This window comes from Streptomyces sp. NPDC006925 (genome assembly GCF_042869575.1).
Classification (GTDB): domain Bacteria; phylum Actinomycetota; class Actinomycetes; order Streptomycetales; family Streptomycetaceae; genus Streptomyces.
The window spans coordinates 385,145-401,541 of the sequence record NZ_JBIAGB010000001.1; the positions used below are offsets into that span (position 1 = coordinate 385,145).

The following is a 16,397-nucleotide window of genomic DNA, read 5'->3' on the forward strand; positions in this document are numbered from 1 at the left end:
GCCCCCGCCGGCGCCCCCCCCGCGCGCCGCCCCCGGCCCCCCCCCCCCCCCCCCCCCCCCCCCCCCCCCCCGCGCGCCCCCCCCCCCCCCCGGCCGCCTGGCCGGGCTGCGCGGCGCCGGCTCCGTCGACCTGGTCAGTGGATTCGCCCGCCCGCTCGCGCTGCACACGATGTGCGATTTCCTGGGCGTCGCGCCGCCCGACGGACCCTGGTTCGAGGAGCTGTCCAACGCGATCGTCCGCGGCATGGACGCGGGGCTGGAGCCGGAACGCGCCGAACCGGGCATCAAGGCCAGGGCCGAGTTGAGCCGGATGGTCTCCGGGTGGCTGGAGACCGCCGACGAGGACGGCTTCCTCTGCGCCGCCCGCGCAGCCCGCGCGCAGGCCCCGGAGGTGTCCGAGGCGGTGCTGACCAACTCGCTGCGAGGCGTGCTGCACGCGGGGTACGAGTCGGTCAGCCGACTGCTGGGCAACGCACTCGCACGGCTGGTGGACGACCCCGCGCTGTTGGACCGCGCCATGGCGGAGAACGCGCTGGATCCACTCGTCGACGAGTTGCTCCGGCTCGACGGGCCGGTACAGGCGGACGCCCGGGCCTGCGTGGCCGACAGCGAGCTGAATGGTCAGCGGATCCGGCGCGGCGAGGTGGTCGTGCTGCTGCTGGGCGCAGCCGATCGGGATCCGGAGGTCTTCGCCGACCCGGACGCGGTGGACCTGACCCGGCGCAAGGGAGCGCATCTGGCGTTCGGCCGGGGCGCGCACGCCTGTCTGGGTGCGGGGCTGGCCACGCTGCAGTTGCGTGCGGTGCTCTCGGCCCTGCACACGGCCGGGATCGGCTTCCGGCCCCAGGGGCCCGCGGAGTACGAACCCACCGCGACGCTGCGCGGGTTGCGCACGCTGCCGGTCGCCGTGAGCGAGCCGGCTGCCTCCTTCTGAACCCCGAGCCGCAGCTGTCTCCCGGCTCCGCGGAACGTCCCGGACCGCCGTGCGAAGGGAAAGCCCGTGCCCGTCTTCGACCGTCCGCTCCGCCACACCCTGGGACTCGCCGCGGCTGCGGCGCTGTCGCTGGCCTGCCTGTCGGCGCCGCAGGCCGGTGCCGCGCCGCTGCCCTCCTCCGCACCGGCCGGCACCGCCGCCACCGGCCGGGCCGCCCTCTCCCCCGAGCAGTTGGCCGACCGGGTGCGGGGCCGGGACGTGGCCCGCCATCTGCGGGCCTTCCAGCGGATCTCCGATGCCAGCGGCGGCAACCGGGGCTACAACCGGCCCGGATTCACCCGCTCGGTACGGTACGTGGCCGGCAAGCTGGCAGCCGCCGGGTACCGGGTCGAGCGACAGCGGGTGCCCTACACCGACTTCGACATCGCCAAGGAGCGGCTGTCGGTGCGGACGGGGAGCGGCGATGGCCGGAATGTGCCCGTCCTGATGACCCGCTTCACTCCGTCGACCTCCGCGGCCGGTCTCGACGCACGGGTGGTCGCGCCGCCCCGCGGGAAGACAGGGTGCGCGGCGTCCGACTACGAGGGTGTGGCCGCGCGCGGGGCGGTCGTCGTACTGGCCCGCGACGCCTGCGGCTTCGGACATCAGCAGCAGGTGGCCGCACAGGTCGGCGCGCGGGCGGTGGTGATGTACTACCCGACCCCGTCGCCGCGGAACAACTACCGGCTGATGGGCCTGCCCCGGGAGAACTTCGTGATCCCCATGGGGATGGTCTCCCAGACCGACGGCGAACGACTGGCGCGGCAGGCCGCCTCGCACGACGGCGCCCGGGTGCGGCTGACACTGCGCGGACAGGACGTCCGGCGCACCACGGTGAACCTGATCGCCGAGACCAGGGGCGGCGATCCGGACGACGTGGTGGTGATGGGCGGCCACCTCGACAGCGTGCCGGAGGCGCCGGGCATCGACGACAACGGCTCCACCGCCGCCACCGTGCTGCAGACGGCGCTGGAGTTGGCACCGCACCAGGACCGGGTGCGCAACAAGGTGCGGTTCATGTGGTGGGGCGCCGAGGAACTCATCGACGTCGGCTCCGGCTACTACGTCGACCACCTCTCGCCCGCCGAGCGCGGCAGGATCGCCGCCGTCCTCAACGCGGAGCTGCTCGCCCCGTCCAACTACGGGCGCTTCGTATGGGACCCGGGAACCGGGGGCAGCCACCGGATCGCCGAGCTGTTCGCCGGGTACTTCGAGCGGCGCGGACTGCCCTTCGAGCGGCAGGATCCGGGCGCGATCGGCTCCGACCACCTGGTGTTCCAGGAGGCGGGCATCCCGGTCGGCGGGCTGGACGGGGGCAACCTGCAGGTGAAGACCCCCGAGCAGCAGGCCCGTTTCGGCGGCACGGCGGGGCAGATGTTCGATCCCTGCTACCACCAGCCGTGCGACCGGCTGGCGGCCATCGACCGGACGGCGCTGGACACCAACGCCCGCGCGCTGGCCTGGGTCCTGGGCGAACTGGCTCTCAGGGACGGCGGCGTGCGCGGGATCCGGGCCGCCGGGTAGCGCGGCGGTCACCTGCGGGACCCGGTGGCCGGGTTCCGCAGGTGACCGCGTGTGGCCTGGGGCCGTCAGGCCGCAGCCGTCGGGCGGCCGCCCGTCAGCCCGCCGCGTCCGGGGACGCGGTGAAGGAGGCCGGTCCCTCCTGGGAAGCCTGCTTGATGCGGAAGTGCGCGTACTCCTTCATCGACGGCAGCTCGTCGAGTCCGAACCAGCCGACCTCCAGCGACTCCTCGTCGTTGACCCGCACGGCACTCGCCGCCGCCGCGGTGGCCCGGCAGCGGAAGACGATGTCCATGAACTGGCAGATGTCCCCGTTGGGATAGGTGACGGGCTTGTCCAGCGCGTACACCCCGACCAGACGCTCCGCCACACACCGGACGTTGGTCTCCTCCTGCACCTCGCGCACCGCGCAGTCGGCCGGCTGCTCGCCGGGCTCCGGGATGCCGCCGATCACCGACCACCGGCCGGTGTCGGCCCGCCGCCCCAGCAGCACCCGCCCCCGGTCGTCGAAGACGATGACGCTGACGCCGGGCAGGTGGAGGAGCTGGTGACCGGCGGAGCGCCGCAGGTCGCGGATGTAGTCGGGAGTCGCCATGCTCCGACCCTAAGCCGGGCCGGGTCCGCGCGCCGATCGAGGCGGCCGCGGGCGGCCCGCGGGAGTCAGGCCGCCCGCAGCGCGTGCAGCCGGGTGCGGATGTGGTGGACCGCCGCCTCCGCGTCGTCCACCGTGACGGTGAACAGCCGGCCGTCGCCCAGCCGCAGCACCAGCCCCTCCCCCCGTCGGATGACGACGGCGGTGCCCTTCTCGGGCCGCCAGCGGTAGCCCCAGCCGCCCCAGTGCCGCGGGGTGACGCGGGGAGCGTGCTCGGCGTGTACGACGTCGCGCAGGTGGATGCGGCGGCGCGGCACACCGGCGTGCCCGCACCGCACCTCCAGCGTGTCGTTCTCCACCTTCACCTCGACGTGGACGAAGGCCAGGGTGCCGAAGAGGACGAGCAGGCCGACGGCGACACAGCCGACGACGGACATGATCCGCGGCACGGCCCCACCGGGCCAGGTCATGTCCACCGCGAGATCGATGCCCAGCGCCAGGCATCCGGCACCGAAGGCGGCCAGAGCCCACTGCAGCCGGCTGCTGGCCCGCCCGGTCCACACCTGCGCGCCCGGCGGGGGGACGACGTGCCGCAAAGGCTCGGGGGTGGGGCGGCGGGCGGCTTCGCCGCGTGGTCCGGCGCCGCCCTGGGCGGATGCGGCGCCGTCACGGGGACGGTCACTCATGTTCGGCAGCGTACTCCCGGGAGCCCGCGCCGGCAGCCGGAGCGGGCCGTGTCAGGCACCCGGAACCGGACCGGGCCCCGGCCCGCAGCGGCCCCCGGGCCCCGCGGGCCCAGGTCCGGCGCACCCCGGGCGGGCGCACCCGCGGCAACCGGTCCCGGGAGCGGCCCGCGGCCGCCCCGGGACGGGCGGTCAGGCCCGCGCGGCGGGGGTGACGCTCCCCGCGACCAGCAGTCGGCCCTCCGGGTAGCCGACGGCCGCGTCCGGCAGGGCGGCCGTCCTGCCGCTGTGCAGCACGGTGAGCTCTCCGGTGGGCGCCGCGTCCGGCTTCGGGCTGACGCCGGCGCGGCGCAGCGCCTGGGCGCAGACGGCGGCGGCCGAACCGTACAGCGCCGGACCCTCGGCGCGGGTGCCGCGCAGCGCTTCCTGGATCCGGCCGCCGACCAGCTCGTAGTGGGTGCAGCCGAGCACGACCGTCGCCACGTCCGCGGGAGTGCGCTCCGCGGCCGCTCGCACGGCGTCGGCGATCAGGGTTTCGGAGCCGCTCTCCACGGCGTCCGCGAGTCCGTGGCAGGGCACTCCGGTGATGTCGGCGCCGTTCCCGAACTCCTCGATCAGCCGTCGCTGGTAGGGACTGCCGGTGGTGGCGGGGGTGGCCCAGATGGCGATCCGCCCTCCGGTGCGCACGGCGGCCGCCGCCGCAGGCTTGACGGCCGGGACGGTGCCGATCACGGGCAGTCCGGGCTCCAGTTCGGCACGGAGCGCGGGCAGCGCGTGCACCGAGGCCGTGTTGCAGGCGACGATCAGCGCGGCCGGGCGGTACTGGGCGGCGGCGCGGGCGCAGTCCAGCGCACGCGCGGCGATGTCCGCGCCGTCGCGGGGCCCCCACGGCAGTCCGTCCGGGTCGGAGGAGAGCACCAGCTCGGCGTCGGGGCGTGCGCGGCGCACCGCCGCGGCCGCGGGCAGCAGGCCGATACCGGAGTCCAGTAGCGCGATCTTCATGTGGAGGAACTGTACTTCACGGACGAAGACCGCCCCCGGCCACCGCTGCCCCGGGCAACGGTCCGTGCACACGGTTCCGCGTCCGGCGCGCGGCGGAACGCCGCCGCGGGCGGGTGTACGGCAGACTCCGCACGATGAGCGCGCTCACCTGGACCTCGGCCGTTCCGCTCGCCTCGCTGGCCACGTGGGCGTGGCTGCTGCTGGGGCAGGGATTCTTCTGGCGGACCGATGTCAGGCTGCCGCGCCCGGGCGGGCCGGAGCCGGCCCACTGACCCGCCGTGTGCGTCGTGGTTCCCGCCCGGGACGAGGCGGAAGTGCTGCCGCTGACCCTGCCGACGCTGCTGGCCCAGGACTACCCGGGGCGGACGCGGATCGTGCTGGTGGACGACGGGTCCCGGGACGGCACCGGCGCCGTCGCCCGGGAGCTGGCGGCGCGGGCGCCGGAGGGTCCGCCGCTGACGGTGCTCGAGTCCGGCGAGCCCGCGCCGGGCTGGACGGGGAAGCTGTGGGCGGTGCGGCAGGGCATCGGACACGCCCGCCGCGACCCGGTGGAGCCGGAGTTCCTGCTGCTGACCGACGCGGACATCGCGCATGAACCGGACTCGCTGCGCCGCCTGGTGCACGCCGCGCTGGGCGGGCAGCTCGACCTGGTCTCGCAGATGGCGCGGCTGCGAGTGCGCACGGGGTGGGAGCGGCTGATCGTGCCGGCCTTCGTGTACTTCTTCGCGCAGCTCTATCCGTTCCGCCGGGTCAACCGGCCCGGCGCCCGCACCGCGGCGGCGGCGGGCGGCTGTGCGCTGCTGCGGACCGCGGCCGCGGTCCGCGCCCAGGTGCCGGACGCCATCCGGGACGCGGTCATCGACGACGTCTCGCTGGGCCGCGCCGTCAAGCGTTCGGGCGGCCGGATCTGGCTGGGCCTCGGCGACCGGGTGCGCAGTGTGCGCCCGTACACGGGGCTGGAGCCGCTGTGGCGGATGGTGTCGCGCAGCGCCTACGCACAACTGCGCAACAGTCCGCTGCTGCTCACGGGCACCGTGCCGGGGCTCGTGCTGATCTACCTGGTGCCGCCGGTGTGGGCCTGCGCGGGCTCGCCGGTCGCCGGAGCCGGATGGCTGGCGATGACCCTCTCGTACGTGCCGATCCTGCACTACTACCGACAGCCGGTGTGGCTGGCGCCGCTGCTGCCGGTGACGGCGGCGCTGTATCTGGCCATGACGGTCGACTCGGCGGTGCAGCACCACCGGGGCCGGGGAGCCGCGTGGAAGGGCCGCACCTACTCCTGAGGGCGCGGCTTCCCGAGAGCGCGGGCGGATCACCGCAGCGCGGCCCGGGGGCCCGTCACTTGCGACCCGGTGTCCACTGCATGCCCCAGCCGTACTCCTCGTCCACGGTGCGCTGCGGGCTGACACCGCGCCGGGGGACGAGGTAGCGGGCCTCGCGGCGCACCATCAGCTCGCCCCGCTCGTTGCTGATCAGGGCGAGGGCGCAGACGGTGGAGGGGACGGTGCACTCGTCGAGGGAGAAGTCGACCGGCGCGCCGTGCTGCGGCTGCAGGGTGACGGTCGCGTGCAGCCCGGCGAAGCTGCGGGCTCCCTCGTAGATGGTGACGAAGATGAGGATGCGGCGGAGTTCGGCGGCGTGGTCGAGGTTGATCGTGAGGTTCTCGCCGGTCTCCACCGCGCCGGTCCGGTCGTCGCCGTCCAGGTGGATGTAGGGCGGCCGGTTCAGCGAGCCGAAGGAGTTGCCGAGGGCCTGGACGACGCCCTTGCGTCCGTCGGCGAGTTCGTAGAGGGCGCACAGGTCCAGGTCGGGGCCGGTGAGGGCGCCCATGGCCCGGGTCAGCCGCCCGGCCAGGCCCTTCGGCGGCTGGGCCTGGGTGGTCCAGTTGAGGTTGACCCGCATCGCGCCCGAGGTGCCACCCTGTTTGGTGAGCGAGACCGAGGGCGCCTCCTTGGTGAGCGTCACCTTGGTCAGCCGCACCGGTGCGGACCCGGTGGCCGCGGGCGGCGCCGCGGGAGGCGCCGCGGGAGGCGCGCTCGGCGCCGTGGCGGGGGCCGGTGCGGCGGGCGCGGAGACCTGGGGCACCTGCGGGGCCCGCACGCCGGGCGGTGCGGGGACGTGCGGCGTCGGAGCGCTGCTCGGGTCCGGCGGCGGGGTGCCGGTGCCGGCCGTGGTGGGCGTGCTGCCGGCGGGCGCGGAGTCGTCGACGCTGATGCCGAAGTCGGTGGCCAGCCCGGCCAGTCCGCTCTCGTAGCCCTGCCCGACGGCGCGGAACTTCCAGGCGCCCTGCCGGCGGTAGAGCTCGCCGAGCAGGTACGCGGTCTCCCCCGCCGCGTCGGTGGGATCGAAGCGGGCGATCTCCTGGCCCGACGAGGGTCCGCCGACGGTCGCGTCCAGCAGCCGCACGTACAGGCCGGGGACCTGGCCGAAGCTGCCGCCGTCCGCCGAGGCGGCGACGACGATGCGCGTGATGTCCGCTTCGACACTGTCCAGTTCGACGGTCAGTTCGTCGGTGCAGGCGGCGCCTATCGGGTTCTTCCCCTCGTGCCGGACGGCGGAGGAGGAGTGCCGCGGCTGGTTGTAGAAGACGAAGTCGTCGTCGGAGCGGACCTTGCCCTGCTCGGTCAGGAGCAGCGCCGAGGCGTCGACGTCCGGCACGAGGGGGCCGGACGACCAGCCGAGTTCGACCCGCACCGCCGTGGCGGGTACGGGGACGTTCGTCCCCTTGCGCATCGTCATGGCCACTCCCCCTGGGTTCGGTTCCTGCGTACCGCTTCCCAACCTATTGCACCGCGCCACCGCTGCCGAAGCCCCCTCACCCCGACTCTCGCTCGAACATCTGGCAGAGGTATGGGCGTTCTATGTCCTAGCCGGTGGGCTTATGCTTCTGTCAGCTTCCCCTCCCGCGCGCCCGCACCAGGGACAGGCGGGAACAAGCCATGCACCTGTGCCTGATCAGCCGTCATCGTGGTCGGCATGGGGGGTATTCGCCCTGTTCGGGCTCTCCCGCGTGCGCCCCTGGCGCGGCTGCCTCCGATGGGGCGAAAACCGGCTCCTGCCTGCGCCGACAGGGAAGGCGTAGGCGTTCCTTCCGCACCTCTCTAGTGCCGATGCCGAATTTGGGCTTAACTTATGAGTATGACCTCCCCCCGCAGCTCTTACAGCGGCGGCTACTACGCTGCACCCTCCTACCCCGAGACGCCGATCTACGACAGTCTCGTCGCTGAGCGGGGCACGCCGCAGATCGCTCCCATCCGGGTGCCGTCGGCCTACGACACGGGAGGCACGGGCAGTGCGCTCGCGGCGCTGCCACCCGCCCTGCCCTCGGGCCCGGCAGCACCCCAGCAGCCCGGCTCCCTGCAGTACTCCGCACCGCCGCCGTCCTACGGCTACCCGGCGGCCGCCGCGCCCCAGCCGCAGATGCCGCAGCCCGCCCCGCAGCAGGCGCCGATGCGCCAGCAGCCGATGCGACAGGCGCCCGCCGCGCTCCCGCCCGGAGGCGGCGGCGCGGGCCAGGGCGGACCGGTGCCGCTGCAGCACACCCCGGCACCGCACATCCCGCAGCAGGCCCAGCGCGGCTACGGCTACCCGGGGCCGGGGGGCCCGGCGCAGCCGCAGCAGCCCATGCAGCAGCAGGGTCAGCCCCAGGTCCAGGTGCAGCAGTACCAGCAGCAGGCGGTGCACAACCAGGCCACGCAGTACATGCGCCCGGTGGCGCCGCGGCCGGCCGCACCCCGCCAGATGCCCGGGCAGTACGAGGAGCCCTACGACGGCTACCAGTACCCCGGCCGCGGCTACTGAGCGGGCCCGCACACCGCACCGGTGCCGCAGGCGTGCACCGCCGTTGGGGAGACGGCGGTGCACGCGGACGGCCCCGGTACTCAGTCCTCCAGCAGCCGGGACCTGATCAGGAAGCGCACTCCCTCGGGGGCTTCCAGGGAGAAGCCGCTGCCCCTGCCCGGGACGGTGTCGACGGTCAGATGGGTATGGCTCCAGTGGGCGAACTGGGCAGCCGACATCCAGAACGGCACCGGATCCGGAACGCCGTCGATCCGCAGCTCGCCCAGGAGGACGTCGGAATCCCCGGTGCGGAACTCGCCGCGCTCGTAGCACATGGGGCTGCTCCCGTCGCAGCAGCCGCCGGACTGGTGGAACATCAGCGGCCCGTGCTTGCCGGTCAGCATCCGCAGCAGCTCGGCGGCGGCCGGCGTGACGGCGACCCGCTCGGGCTCCGTACCGCCGTCCGCGCTCCGCCGCGCCGAAGCACCGTCCGCACCCCGCCCCGCCGGAGCACCCTGCGGCCGGGCCTCCATCAGAACAGGCCCATTTTCTGCGGCGCGTAGCTGACCAGCAGGTTCTTCGTCTGCTGGTAGTGGTCGAGCATCATCTGGTGGTTCTCCCGGCCGATGCCCGACTGCTTGTAGCCGCCGAACGCGGCGTGCGCCGGGTAGGCGTGGTAGCAGTTCGTCCACACCCGTCCGGCCTGGATGGCACGGCCCGCCCGGTAGGCGCGGGCGCCGTCGCGGGTCCAGACACCGGCGCCGAGCCCGTAGAGGGTGTCGTTGGCGATCCGCACGGCATCGTCGAAGTCCTCGAACCCGGTCACCGAGACCACGGGCCCGAAGATCTCCTCCTGGAAGACGCGCATGCCGTTGCCGCCCTCCAGGACGGTGGGCCGCACGTAGTAGCCGCCCTCCAACTCGCCACCGAGTTCGGCGCGGGCCCCGCCGGTGAGCACCCGGGCGCCCTCCTGCTGCCCGATGTCGAGATAGGAGAGGATCTTCTCCAGCTGGTCGTTGGACGCCTGGGCGCCCACCATGGTGTCGGTGTCCAGCGGATGGCCCTGCACGATGGCCTCGGTGCGCGCGACGCCGGCGTCCAGGAAGCCGCGGTAGTGGCTGCGCTGGATGAGCGCGCGCGAGGGACAGGTGCACACCTCGCCCTGGTTGAGGGCGAACATGGTGAAGCCTTCGAGAGCCTTGTCGAGGAAGTCGTCGTCCGCGGCCGAGACGTCGTCGAAGAAGATGTTGGGACTCTTGCCGCCCAGCTCCAGGGTCACGGGCTTGAGGTTCTCGGAGGCGTACTGCATGATCAGCCGGCCCGTGGTGGTCTCCCCGGTGAAGGCCACCTTGGCGACCCGGGCGCTGGCGGCCAGCGGCTTGCCCGCCTCGGCTCCGAAGCCGTTGACGATGTTGACGACACCGGGCGGCAGCAGGTCGGCCACCAGGCTCATCCAGTAGTGGATGGAGGCCGGGGTCTGCTCGGCGGGCTTGAGCACGACGGCATTGCCCGCGGCCAGCGCGGGGGCCAGCTTCCAGGCGGCCATCAGGATGGGGAAGTTCCACGGGATGATCTGCGCGACCACGCCCAGCGGTTCGTGGAAGTGGTAGGCGACGGTGTCCTCGTCGATCTGCGAGAGCGAGCCCTCCTGGGAGCGGATCGCGGCGGCGAAGTAGCGGAAGTGGTCGATGGCCAGCGGGATGTCGGCGGCCAGCGCCTCCCGGATCGGCTTGCCGTTCTCCCAGCTCTCGGCGACGGCCAGCTCCTCCAGGTGGGCCTCCATCCGCTGCGCGATCTGGTTGAGGAGCTGCGCGCGCTCGGCGGGCGGCGTACGGCCCCAGGCAGGTGCCGCCGCGTGGGCTGCGTCGATGGCCCGTTCGACGTCCTCGGCGGTGCCGCGGGCGATCTCGGTGAAGACGGCGCCCGTCACGGGGGTGGGGTTCTCGAAGTATCCGCCCTGCTTCGGAGCGACGTAGCTGCCGCCGATCCAGTGGTCGTAGCGCGGCTGGTAGCTCATCAGCGCGCCGTCGGTTCCCGGTGCGGCGTAGCGGCTCATGCTCTGCCTCCCTGTGCTCGGCGCACACGGCGTCCTGGCGTGTACGCAGGCGTCCTCGGCCCGCCCGGCGGTGGGCGGACGTTGCGGGGAGGTTAGTTGCGGGGACGTTGCGGATACGTTGCGTGCCTGCTCCCGGCGCCGCCCGCCGCGGGATCGGGCGGCCGCAGCCCGTAGGCGGCCCGCAGCTCCCGCACCCGTGCCGCGGTGCCCGGCGTGGGGCGTGCGGTGTGCAGGGCCTCCCACATCTCCAGATCCTCCTCCCCGGCCGCGGTGCACAGCCAGCGCTCCAGCAGCCGCGGCTCGGGACGGGTGAGCAGCCGGCGGCGCAGCCGCTGCTCCAGCAGCCGGCGCAGCCGCAGCACTCCGGGAGCCGACGAGGCCGGCAGCAGCGGACCGCTGCAGGCGTCCAGGGCCGCACCGGGGTCGTCCGCGGCGAGCGCGTCGACGACGGTGTCGTAGTCGGTGTGCGGGCGATCCCGCAGCCGGTAGGGCCGCGAGTCGAGCAGCGGGCCCAGCAGATGCCGCAGCCGGGAGAGTTCGGCGCGCAGCGTGACCGGATGCACGTCGCGCTCACCGTACAGTTCGCGTGCCAGCTCCTCACCCGTCAGCCCGTCGGGGTGCGCGGCCAGCAGCAGCACGATCTCGCTGTGCCGCCGCCCCAGTCGCAGCGGCCGGCCGGACGCGCGGGTCTCCGGAGTGTGCAGCAGCGCCTCGTCCCGGCCGAGGACGGCGAGCGTGCAGACGTCCGGCGGCAGCGGGGGCCCGCCCGCGCGGGGGTCCGCTGCCGGAGCGGCCAGGCACGCCTCGGCCGCGCGGGCCGTGGCCTGGACCAGGGCGAGGCTGTGCGGTGACGCGAGGTGGTCGCCGCCGGTCAGGTCGACGGCGCCGATGACCCGTCCGGTGCGCGGATCGTGCACCGGCGCGGCGGCGCAGGTCCAGGACTGCACCGGGCGGCAGTAGTGCTCGGCGCCGAAGATCTGGACGGCGTGGTCGACCGCGAGGGCGGTGCCGGGCGCGTTGGTGCCGCTGGCGCGCTCGGACCACCGGGCGCCGGGGACGAAGTTCATCCGCTCGGCACGGCGCAGCACCTGCCGGTGGCCCTCCACCCAGAGCATGGTGCCCTGCTCGTCACAGACGGACAGCAGATGGGCCCCGTCCTCGGCGATGGTGCCCAGCAGTTCACGGAAGAGCGGCATGGCCCGTGCCAGCGGGTGGGCGTCCCGGCGCCGGGCCAGCCCGGCGTCGTCCATCTCGACACCCGCCATGCTCTCGGGGGCCAGCCGCGCCCCGGCGCAGCGGCGCCAGGAGTCGGCCACCACGTCGCGGACGGGCGCGGCGACGGTGCCGCCGGTCAGGAATCGTTCGTGGGCCCGGCGCAACTGCCCGGCCCGCTGGACCGCGTCGGCACCGGCCTCGAGTGCCAGCCATGGATTGCGCACCCCGTCATCGTGCAGCGGGTCAGGGCCGCAGACAACGGCTCCGGCGCACTCCGCGCCGCGGGCCGCCGCCGGGTACGGCCGTGCCCGGGCCGCCGGGCGGATGGTCCGGCCGGCGGCCCGGGCGTCCGGGGCGGGGCATCCCGCGCGCCGCCCGGCTGCCCCGCCGGGGCCGCGGGCGCTCCCCGGCGCGGTCAGACCTCGACGTCCTCCAGGATGCCGAGCGCGTCGGGCACCAGGACAGCAGCCGAGAAGTAGGCGCTCACCAGGTAGGAGACCAGCGCCCGCTCGTCGATGCCCATGAAGCGCACGTTCAGGGAGGGTTCGATCTCGTCCGGGATCCCGGTCTGGTGCAGCCCGATGACGCCCTGGTCCTCCGCCCCGGTGCGCATGGCCAGCACCGAGGTGGTGCCGTCCGCCCGGATCGGGATCTTGTCGCAGGGCAGCAGCGGGATGCCCCGCCACGCGTGTGCCGTGGTGCCCTCGACCTGGACCCGCTCGGGGTAGATGCCGCGGCTGCTGCACTCCCGGCCGACGGCGGCGATGGCGCGCGGATGCGCCAGCAGGTACCGGGTCTTGCGGCGGCGTGAGATCAGCTCGTCCAGGTCCTCCGGCGTGGGGGCGCCGGTGCGGGAGCGGATGCGCTGGGTCAGGTCGGCGTTGTGCAGCAGTCCGAATTCCCGGCTGTTGACCAGTTCGTGCTCCTGGCGCTCGCGCAGCGCCTCCACGGTGAGCCGCAACTGCTCCTGCACCTGGTTCATCGGGTCGTTGTAGAGGTCGGAGACCCGGCTGTGCACCCTGAGTACCGTCTGGGCGACGGCCAGCTCGTACTGGCGCGGGTTCAGTTCGTAGTCGACGAACGTGCCCGGCAGCGGAACCTCGCCGAGATGGCCGGAGGCCAGGGCGATGTCGGCCTCGCCGCGCCGGTTCTGCGCGGGCAGGGTGCGGGTGAGAACGGTGTCGAGGTGGTGGCGCAGCGCCGGGGAGGCGTCGGCCGTGCGCCGGAACGTCTCGCGGGGCAGCGCCAGCACGGTGCAGCGCGTGGTGGCGCGCAGGGTCTGCTGCCAGTTGCCGGGGTCCGGGGTGAGGGTCTGGTCCCCGGCGTGGTCGCCGTCGGCGATGACGCCGAGTTCGATCTCGTCGTCGTACTGCCCGGCGGCCTCCTTGACGACCCGGCCGTGCGCGATCAGCAGCACTTCGTCCGTGGGTTCGCCGCGCACGGCCAGTGCGTCGCCGGGCTCGTACTCACGCTGGACGAAGCCGTCGGCCAGGGCGCGCAGGGCCGCTTCGTCCGCCAGGCCGCGCAGCAGCGGGATCTCCCGCAGCTCGGCGGGGATGACGTCGACCTCGGCGCCGGTGGAGACGAACTCGATCCGGCCGTCGCCCAGGGTGTGGGTGAGCCGCCGGTTGACGCGGAAGGTGCCGCCGGTGGTCTCCGTCCAGGGCAGGACGCGCAGCAGCCAGCGCGGGGAGATCCCCTGCATCTGGGGCGGTGTCTTGGTCGTGGTGGTGAGCTTGCGCGCGGCCGCCGTGGAGAGGCTGGCGCGGTCCTGCCGCAGTTCTTCGGGATGCGTGGTCATGTATGCCCGTTTTCCTGGTGTTTCCGACTGCCTGTTCTTCCTGAGGACGCTTTCCCGGTCACCGCGAGGACGGCTTTCCGGGCCGGGGACCGATGCCCCGGGCACGGGTCAGTGGCCGATCTCGACGTCCTCGAGAATTCCGAGCGCGTCGGGCACGAGGACGGCCGCGGAGTAGTAGGCGCTCACCAGATACGACATGACGGCCTTTTCGTTGATCCCCATGAAGCGGACCGAGAGCCCCGGGCTGTACTCGTCGGGAATCCCCGTCTGGTGGAGTCCGACCACCCCCTGGGCCTTCTCGCCGGTGCGCATCGCCAGGACGGAGGTGCTGCCCTGCGGGGTGACCGGGATCTTGTTGCAGGGCAGGATGGGGACGCCGCGCCAGGCGGGAACCGAGTGCCCCTCGTGGTCGACGGACTGCGGGTAGAGCCCGCGCCTGCTGCACTCCCGGCCGATCGCGGCGATCGCCTTGGGGTGGGCGAGGATGACGCTGGGGTCCTTCCACACGGTGGCCAGCAGTTCGTCCAGGTCGTCCGGGGTGGGCGGGCCGGAGCGGGTGTGGACGCGCTGCCGCGTCCCGGCGTTGTGCAGCAGGCCGATCTCGCGGTTGTTGACCAGTTCGTGTTCCTGGCGCTCGCGCAGCGCCTCGACGGTGAGCCGGAGCTGCTCCTCGAGCTGGTTCATCGGGTGGTTGTACAGGTCGGCGACCCTGGTGTGGACGCGCAGCACGGTCTGGGCGACTTCGAGTTCGTACTCGCGGGGGCTCAGTTCGTAGTCGACGAACGTGCCCGGCAGCGGCGCCTCCCCCGCGTGTCCGGACGCCAGCTCGATCGCGGACTCGCCGTCCTCGGTGCGCTGCGAGGGGAGGAGGGCGCCGGCGGATGCCAGGTGGGAGCGGAGCGAGTCGGCGCCGGCCAGTACGGCGTCGAACGCGCTGCGCTCCAGGGTGAGGACGGTACCGCTGGTGAGTGCGGTCAGGGTGCGGTCCCAGGTGCCCGTCTCGCCGGTCATCAGCTGGTCGCCGACGAAGTCGCCGTCCGCGAGCACGCCCTGGGTGACGTCTTCGTCGTACCGGCCCCGGACCGACTGGCGCAGTTTGCCGTGTGCGATCAGTACCAGCCGGTCGGCGGGCCGGCCCTCCTCCAGGATCACCTCGCCGGGGCGGAAGTCGCGCTGCTCGCACCGGTCGGCGAGGGTCTCCAGCACCGCGTGGTCGTCGTAGCCGCGCAGCAGCGGCAGCTCGGTGAGCTCCAACGGGATGACCCGGACCTCGGCGCCGGTGGAGACGAACTCCACCCGGCCGTCTCCGAGCGTGTGGGACAGCCGCCGGTTCACCCGGAAGGTGCCGCCTGTCACCTGCACCCACGGCAGGGCCCGCAACAGCCACCTCGAGGTGATTCCCTGCATCTGCGGGGGCGTCTTCGTGGTGGTCGCGAGATTCCGTGCCGCTTCCGTGGCGAGACTCTGCTGCGCCTGGTCCGCATTCCCGTTTCCGGAATTCCGCTCCGCCGCAGTCGTCATCCGACACCGCCAATCCTTGTGATGCGCCGTCATATGGCCTGATGCGCAACGAAGTTAAGTGGGCCGCCGAGGAAGCGGCAATCGCCCGAAAGAGATGGGCACGCCCCGAATGCCCGCGCGATTCGCGGGTAAGATCACCAAATTTTCTCACCGAGCGTGACGATTCCTCGGGCGATCTCACCGTGTGCGACATCCACCCAGCATCGCGCCCCTTTCCGCCCCTCGGCCCGAGCAGATGTGCGGAAAAAGCGGGCGCACACACATCCGACCCGTGCCCGGTGTCCGGCAGTCGAATGCCACTCAGTAAACTCAGCGGATCACGAGGGGAACGCACGAGCCCGCGACCAGCCCGAGGACGGAGAGGGGACCGACGGACCCGAAGAACCGGCAGCCGGTCGCACGGCAGCCGGTGAACTGTACGGCCCGGGGCTCGACGCCTCCTCTCGTGCGGGTACCGCACCCGGTGGACGAACGGCGAGAGGGGGTGCAGCGGTGCGCACTGTCGCCGGTCTGTGGCGCTGGCGGAGGAACCCGCTGTACCGGCGCACCGACCGCCGGGAGGCATGGCTGGCCCTGTGTGCCGTGCTGCTGATCGCTCTCGCCGCCCCGCTGGCGGGGTGGGCCGCCGCCGAGACCGCCCACGCGGCACTGCTGCGCACGGCACACGAGCAGCAGCACCAGCGGTCGCGGATCCCGGCGACGGTCCAGCACGTGACGGTCCTGCCGCCGTTGGACTCCGAGACCGAGACCGGCGCCGGGGCGCAGAACCGCCATCGGATCACGGCGCGGTGGGAGGGGCCGGACGGCGCCCCGCACACCGGCATCGTCGTACTCCGCCACCCCGTGGAGCCCGGCGCCAGCTTCCCGGTATGGACGGACGCGCACGGGCGTCTGACCTCCCGTCCGATGAGCGCCCACAGCGCCCGCTCCTACTCACTGCTGGCCGGCCTGGCCATCGGCGCGCTCACCGCCGGAGGGCTGGAGGCCGCCAGGCGGCTGACCGTACGGTTGGTGCTGCGGCGCCGGTACGCGCGCTGGGACGAGGAGTGGGTGCGCATCGGTCCCGACTGGGGCCGCACCGGAACCAGCACCTGACAAACACCCCTTCCCGGCATGTCCGTTCCGAACGGGTGTCCGCGCCGGTCACTCGGTCGGACCCGTCACCGCAGAGCACCAGCGCACGCTACGGTGGTGCGGCCGGCCCGGACAGCGCACGCAGTGCTCCGCGCGACCGGCGCAACGCATCTCCGCAC

At 73.6% G+C, this 16,397-nt stretch carries 13 protein-coding genes and 1 pseudogene; 5 read left to right on the plus strand and 9 right to left on the minus strand.

Going from position 1 to position 16,397, the window contains the following annotated elements; genetic code table 11:
* Nucleotides 1-169: 169 nt before the first annotated feature.
* Both ACFYNS_RS01765 and ACFYNS_RS01770 read left to right on the plus strand, forming a co-directional pair.
* A complete protein-coding gene (locus ACFYNS_RS01765; protein ID WP_388600070.1) occupies nucleotides 170-934 on the plus strand; it encodes a cytochrome P450 in 765 nt (254 codons plus the stop codon).
* A 66-nt stretch (nucleotides 935-1,000) separates the two neighbouring features.
* Nucleotides 1,001-2,497: a M28 family peptidase gene (locus ACFYNS_RS01770; RefSeq protein ID WP_388600072.1), complete on the plus strand. Its 1,497-nt coding sequence runs from the start codon at nucleotides 1,001-1,003 to the stop codon at nucleotides 2,495-2,497.
* Between the two features lie 94 nt (nucleotides 2,498-2,591).
* Here the strand turns inward: ACFYNS_RS01770 and ACFYNS_RS01775 are convergent, their stop codons facing one another.
* The 3 genes from ACFYNS_RS01775 to ACFYNS_RS01785 all read right to left on the minus strand — a co-directional run bounded on the left by ACFYNS_RS01775 (nucleotide 2,592) and on the right by ACFYNS_RS01785 (nucleotide 4,771).
* Nucleotides 2,592-3,089, minus strand: a complete 498-nt coding sequence (locus ACFYNS_RS01775; RefSeq protein ID WP_360298253.1) for an NUDIX domain-containing protein — start codon at nucleotides 3,087-3,089, stop codon at nucleotides 2,592-2,594.
* Nucleotides 3,090-3,154: 65 nt separating this feature from the next.
* On the minus strand, nucleotides 3,155-3,772 hold the full coding sequence (locus tag ACFYNS_RS01780; RefSeq protein ID WP_360298252.1) for a hypothetical protein: 618 nt from the start codon (nucleotides 3,770-3,772) through the stop codon (nucleotides 3,155-3,157).
* A gap of 189 nt (nucleotides 3,773-3,961) precedes the next feature.
* A complete protein-coding gene (locus ACFYNS_RS01785) occupies nucleotides 3,962-4,771 on the minus strand; it encodes an aspartate/glutamate racemase family protein (protein WP_360303730.1) in 810 nt (269 codons plus the stop codon).
* A gap of 134 nt (nucleotides 4,772-4,905) precedes the next feature.
* On the opposite strand from ACFYNS_RS01785, the pseudogene ACFYNS_RS01790 reads away from it, so the two are divergent.
* Nucleotides 4,906-6,054, plus strand: a pseudogene (locus ACFYNS_RS01790) (glycosyltransferase).
* A 55-nt stretch (nucleotides 6,055-6,109) separates the two neighbouring features.
* Here the strand turns inward: ACFYNS_RS01790 and ACFYNS_RS01795 are convergent.
* On the minus strand, nucleotides 6,110-7,510 hold the full coding sequence (locus ACFYNS_RS01795; RefSeq protein WP_388600075.1) for a TerD family protein: 1,401 nt from the start codon (nucleotides 7,508-7,510) through the stop codon (nucleotides 6,110-6,112).
* Nucleotides 7,511-7,909: 399 nt separating this feature from the next.
* Between ACFYNS_RS01795 and ACFYNS_RS01800 the strand changes: the two genes are divergently transcribed.
* A complete protein-coding gene (locus ACFYNS_RS01800) occupies nucleotides 7,910-8,572 on the plus strand; it encodes a DUF6643 family protein (protein WP_360296515.1) in 663 nt (220 codons plus the stop codon).
* Between the two features lie 80 nt (nucleotides 8,573-8,652).
* Here the strand turns inward: ACFYNS_RS01800 and ACFYNS_RS01805 are convergent, their stop codons facing one another.
* The 5 genes from ACFYNS_RS01805 to ACFYNS_RS01825 all read right to left on the minus strand — a co-directional run bounded on the left by ACFYNS_RS01805 (nucleotide 8,653) and on the right by ACFYNS_RS01825 (nucleotide 15,144).
* Nucleotides 8,653-8,955: a DUF779 domain-containing protein gene (locus tag ACFYNS_RS01805; protein ID WP_388600289.1), complete on the minus strand. Its 303-nt coding sequence runs from the start codon at nucleotides 8,953-8,955 to the stop codon at nucleotides 8,653-8,655.
* A gap of 128 nt (nucleotides 8,956-9,083) precedes the next feature.
* Nucleotides 9,084-10,607, minus strand: coding sequence for an aldehyde dehydrogenase family protein (locus tag ACFYNS_RS01810; protein WP_360296521.1), 1,524 nt, complete (start codon nucleotides 10,605-10,607; stop codon nucleotides 9,084-9,086).
* Nucleotides 10,608-10,699: 92 nt separating this feature from the next.
* Nucleotides 10,700-12,046: a GAF domain-containing protein gene (locus ACFYNS_RS01815; RefSeq protein WP_388600077.1), complete on the minus strand. Its 1,347-nt coding sequence runs from the start codon at nucleotides 12,044-12,046 to the stop codon at nucleotides 10,700-10,702.
* 191 nt (nucleotides 12,047-12,237) lie between these two features.
* Nucleotides 12,238-13,623 carry a family 2B encapsulin nanocompartment shell protein gene (locus ACFYNS_RS01820; RefSeq protein WP_388600079.1) on the minus strand — a complete coding sequence of 462 codons (1,386 nt, stop codon included), beginning with the start codon at nucleotides 13,621-13,623 and terminating at the stop codon, nucleotides 12,238-12,240.
* Between the two features lie 108 nt (nucleotides 13,624-13,731).
* Entirely contained in the window at nucleotides 13,732-15,144 is a 1,413-nt protein-coding gene (locus ACFYNS_RS01825) for a family 2B encapsulin nanocompartment shell protein (RefSeq protein WP_360296530.1), read from the minus strand.
* Between the two features lie 492 nt (nucleotides 15,145-15,636).
* Between ACFYNS_RS01825 and ACFYNS_RS01830 the strand changes: the two genes are divergently transcribed.
* Entirely contained in the window at nucleotides 15,637-16,239 is a 603-nt protein-coding gene (locus ACFYNS_RS01830) for a hypothetical protein (RefSeq protein ID WP_360296533.1), read from the plus strand.
* Nucleotides 16,240-16,397: the final 158 nt, after the last annotated feature.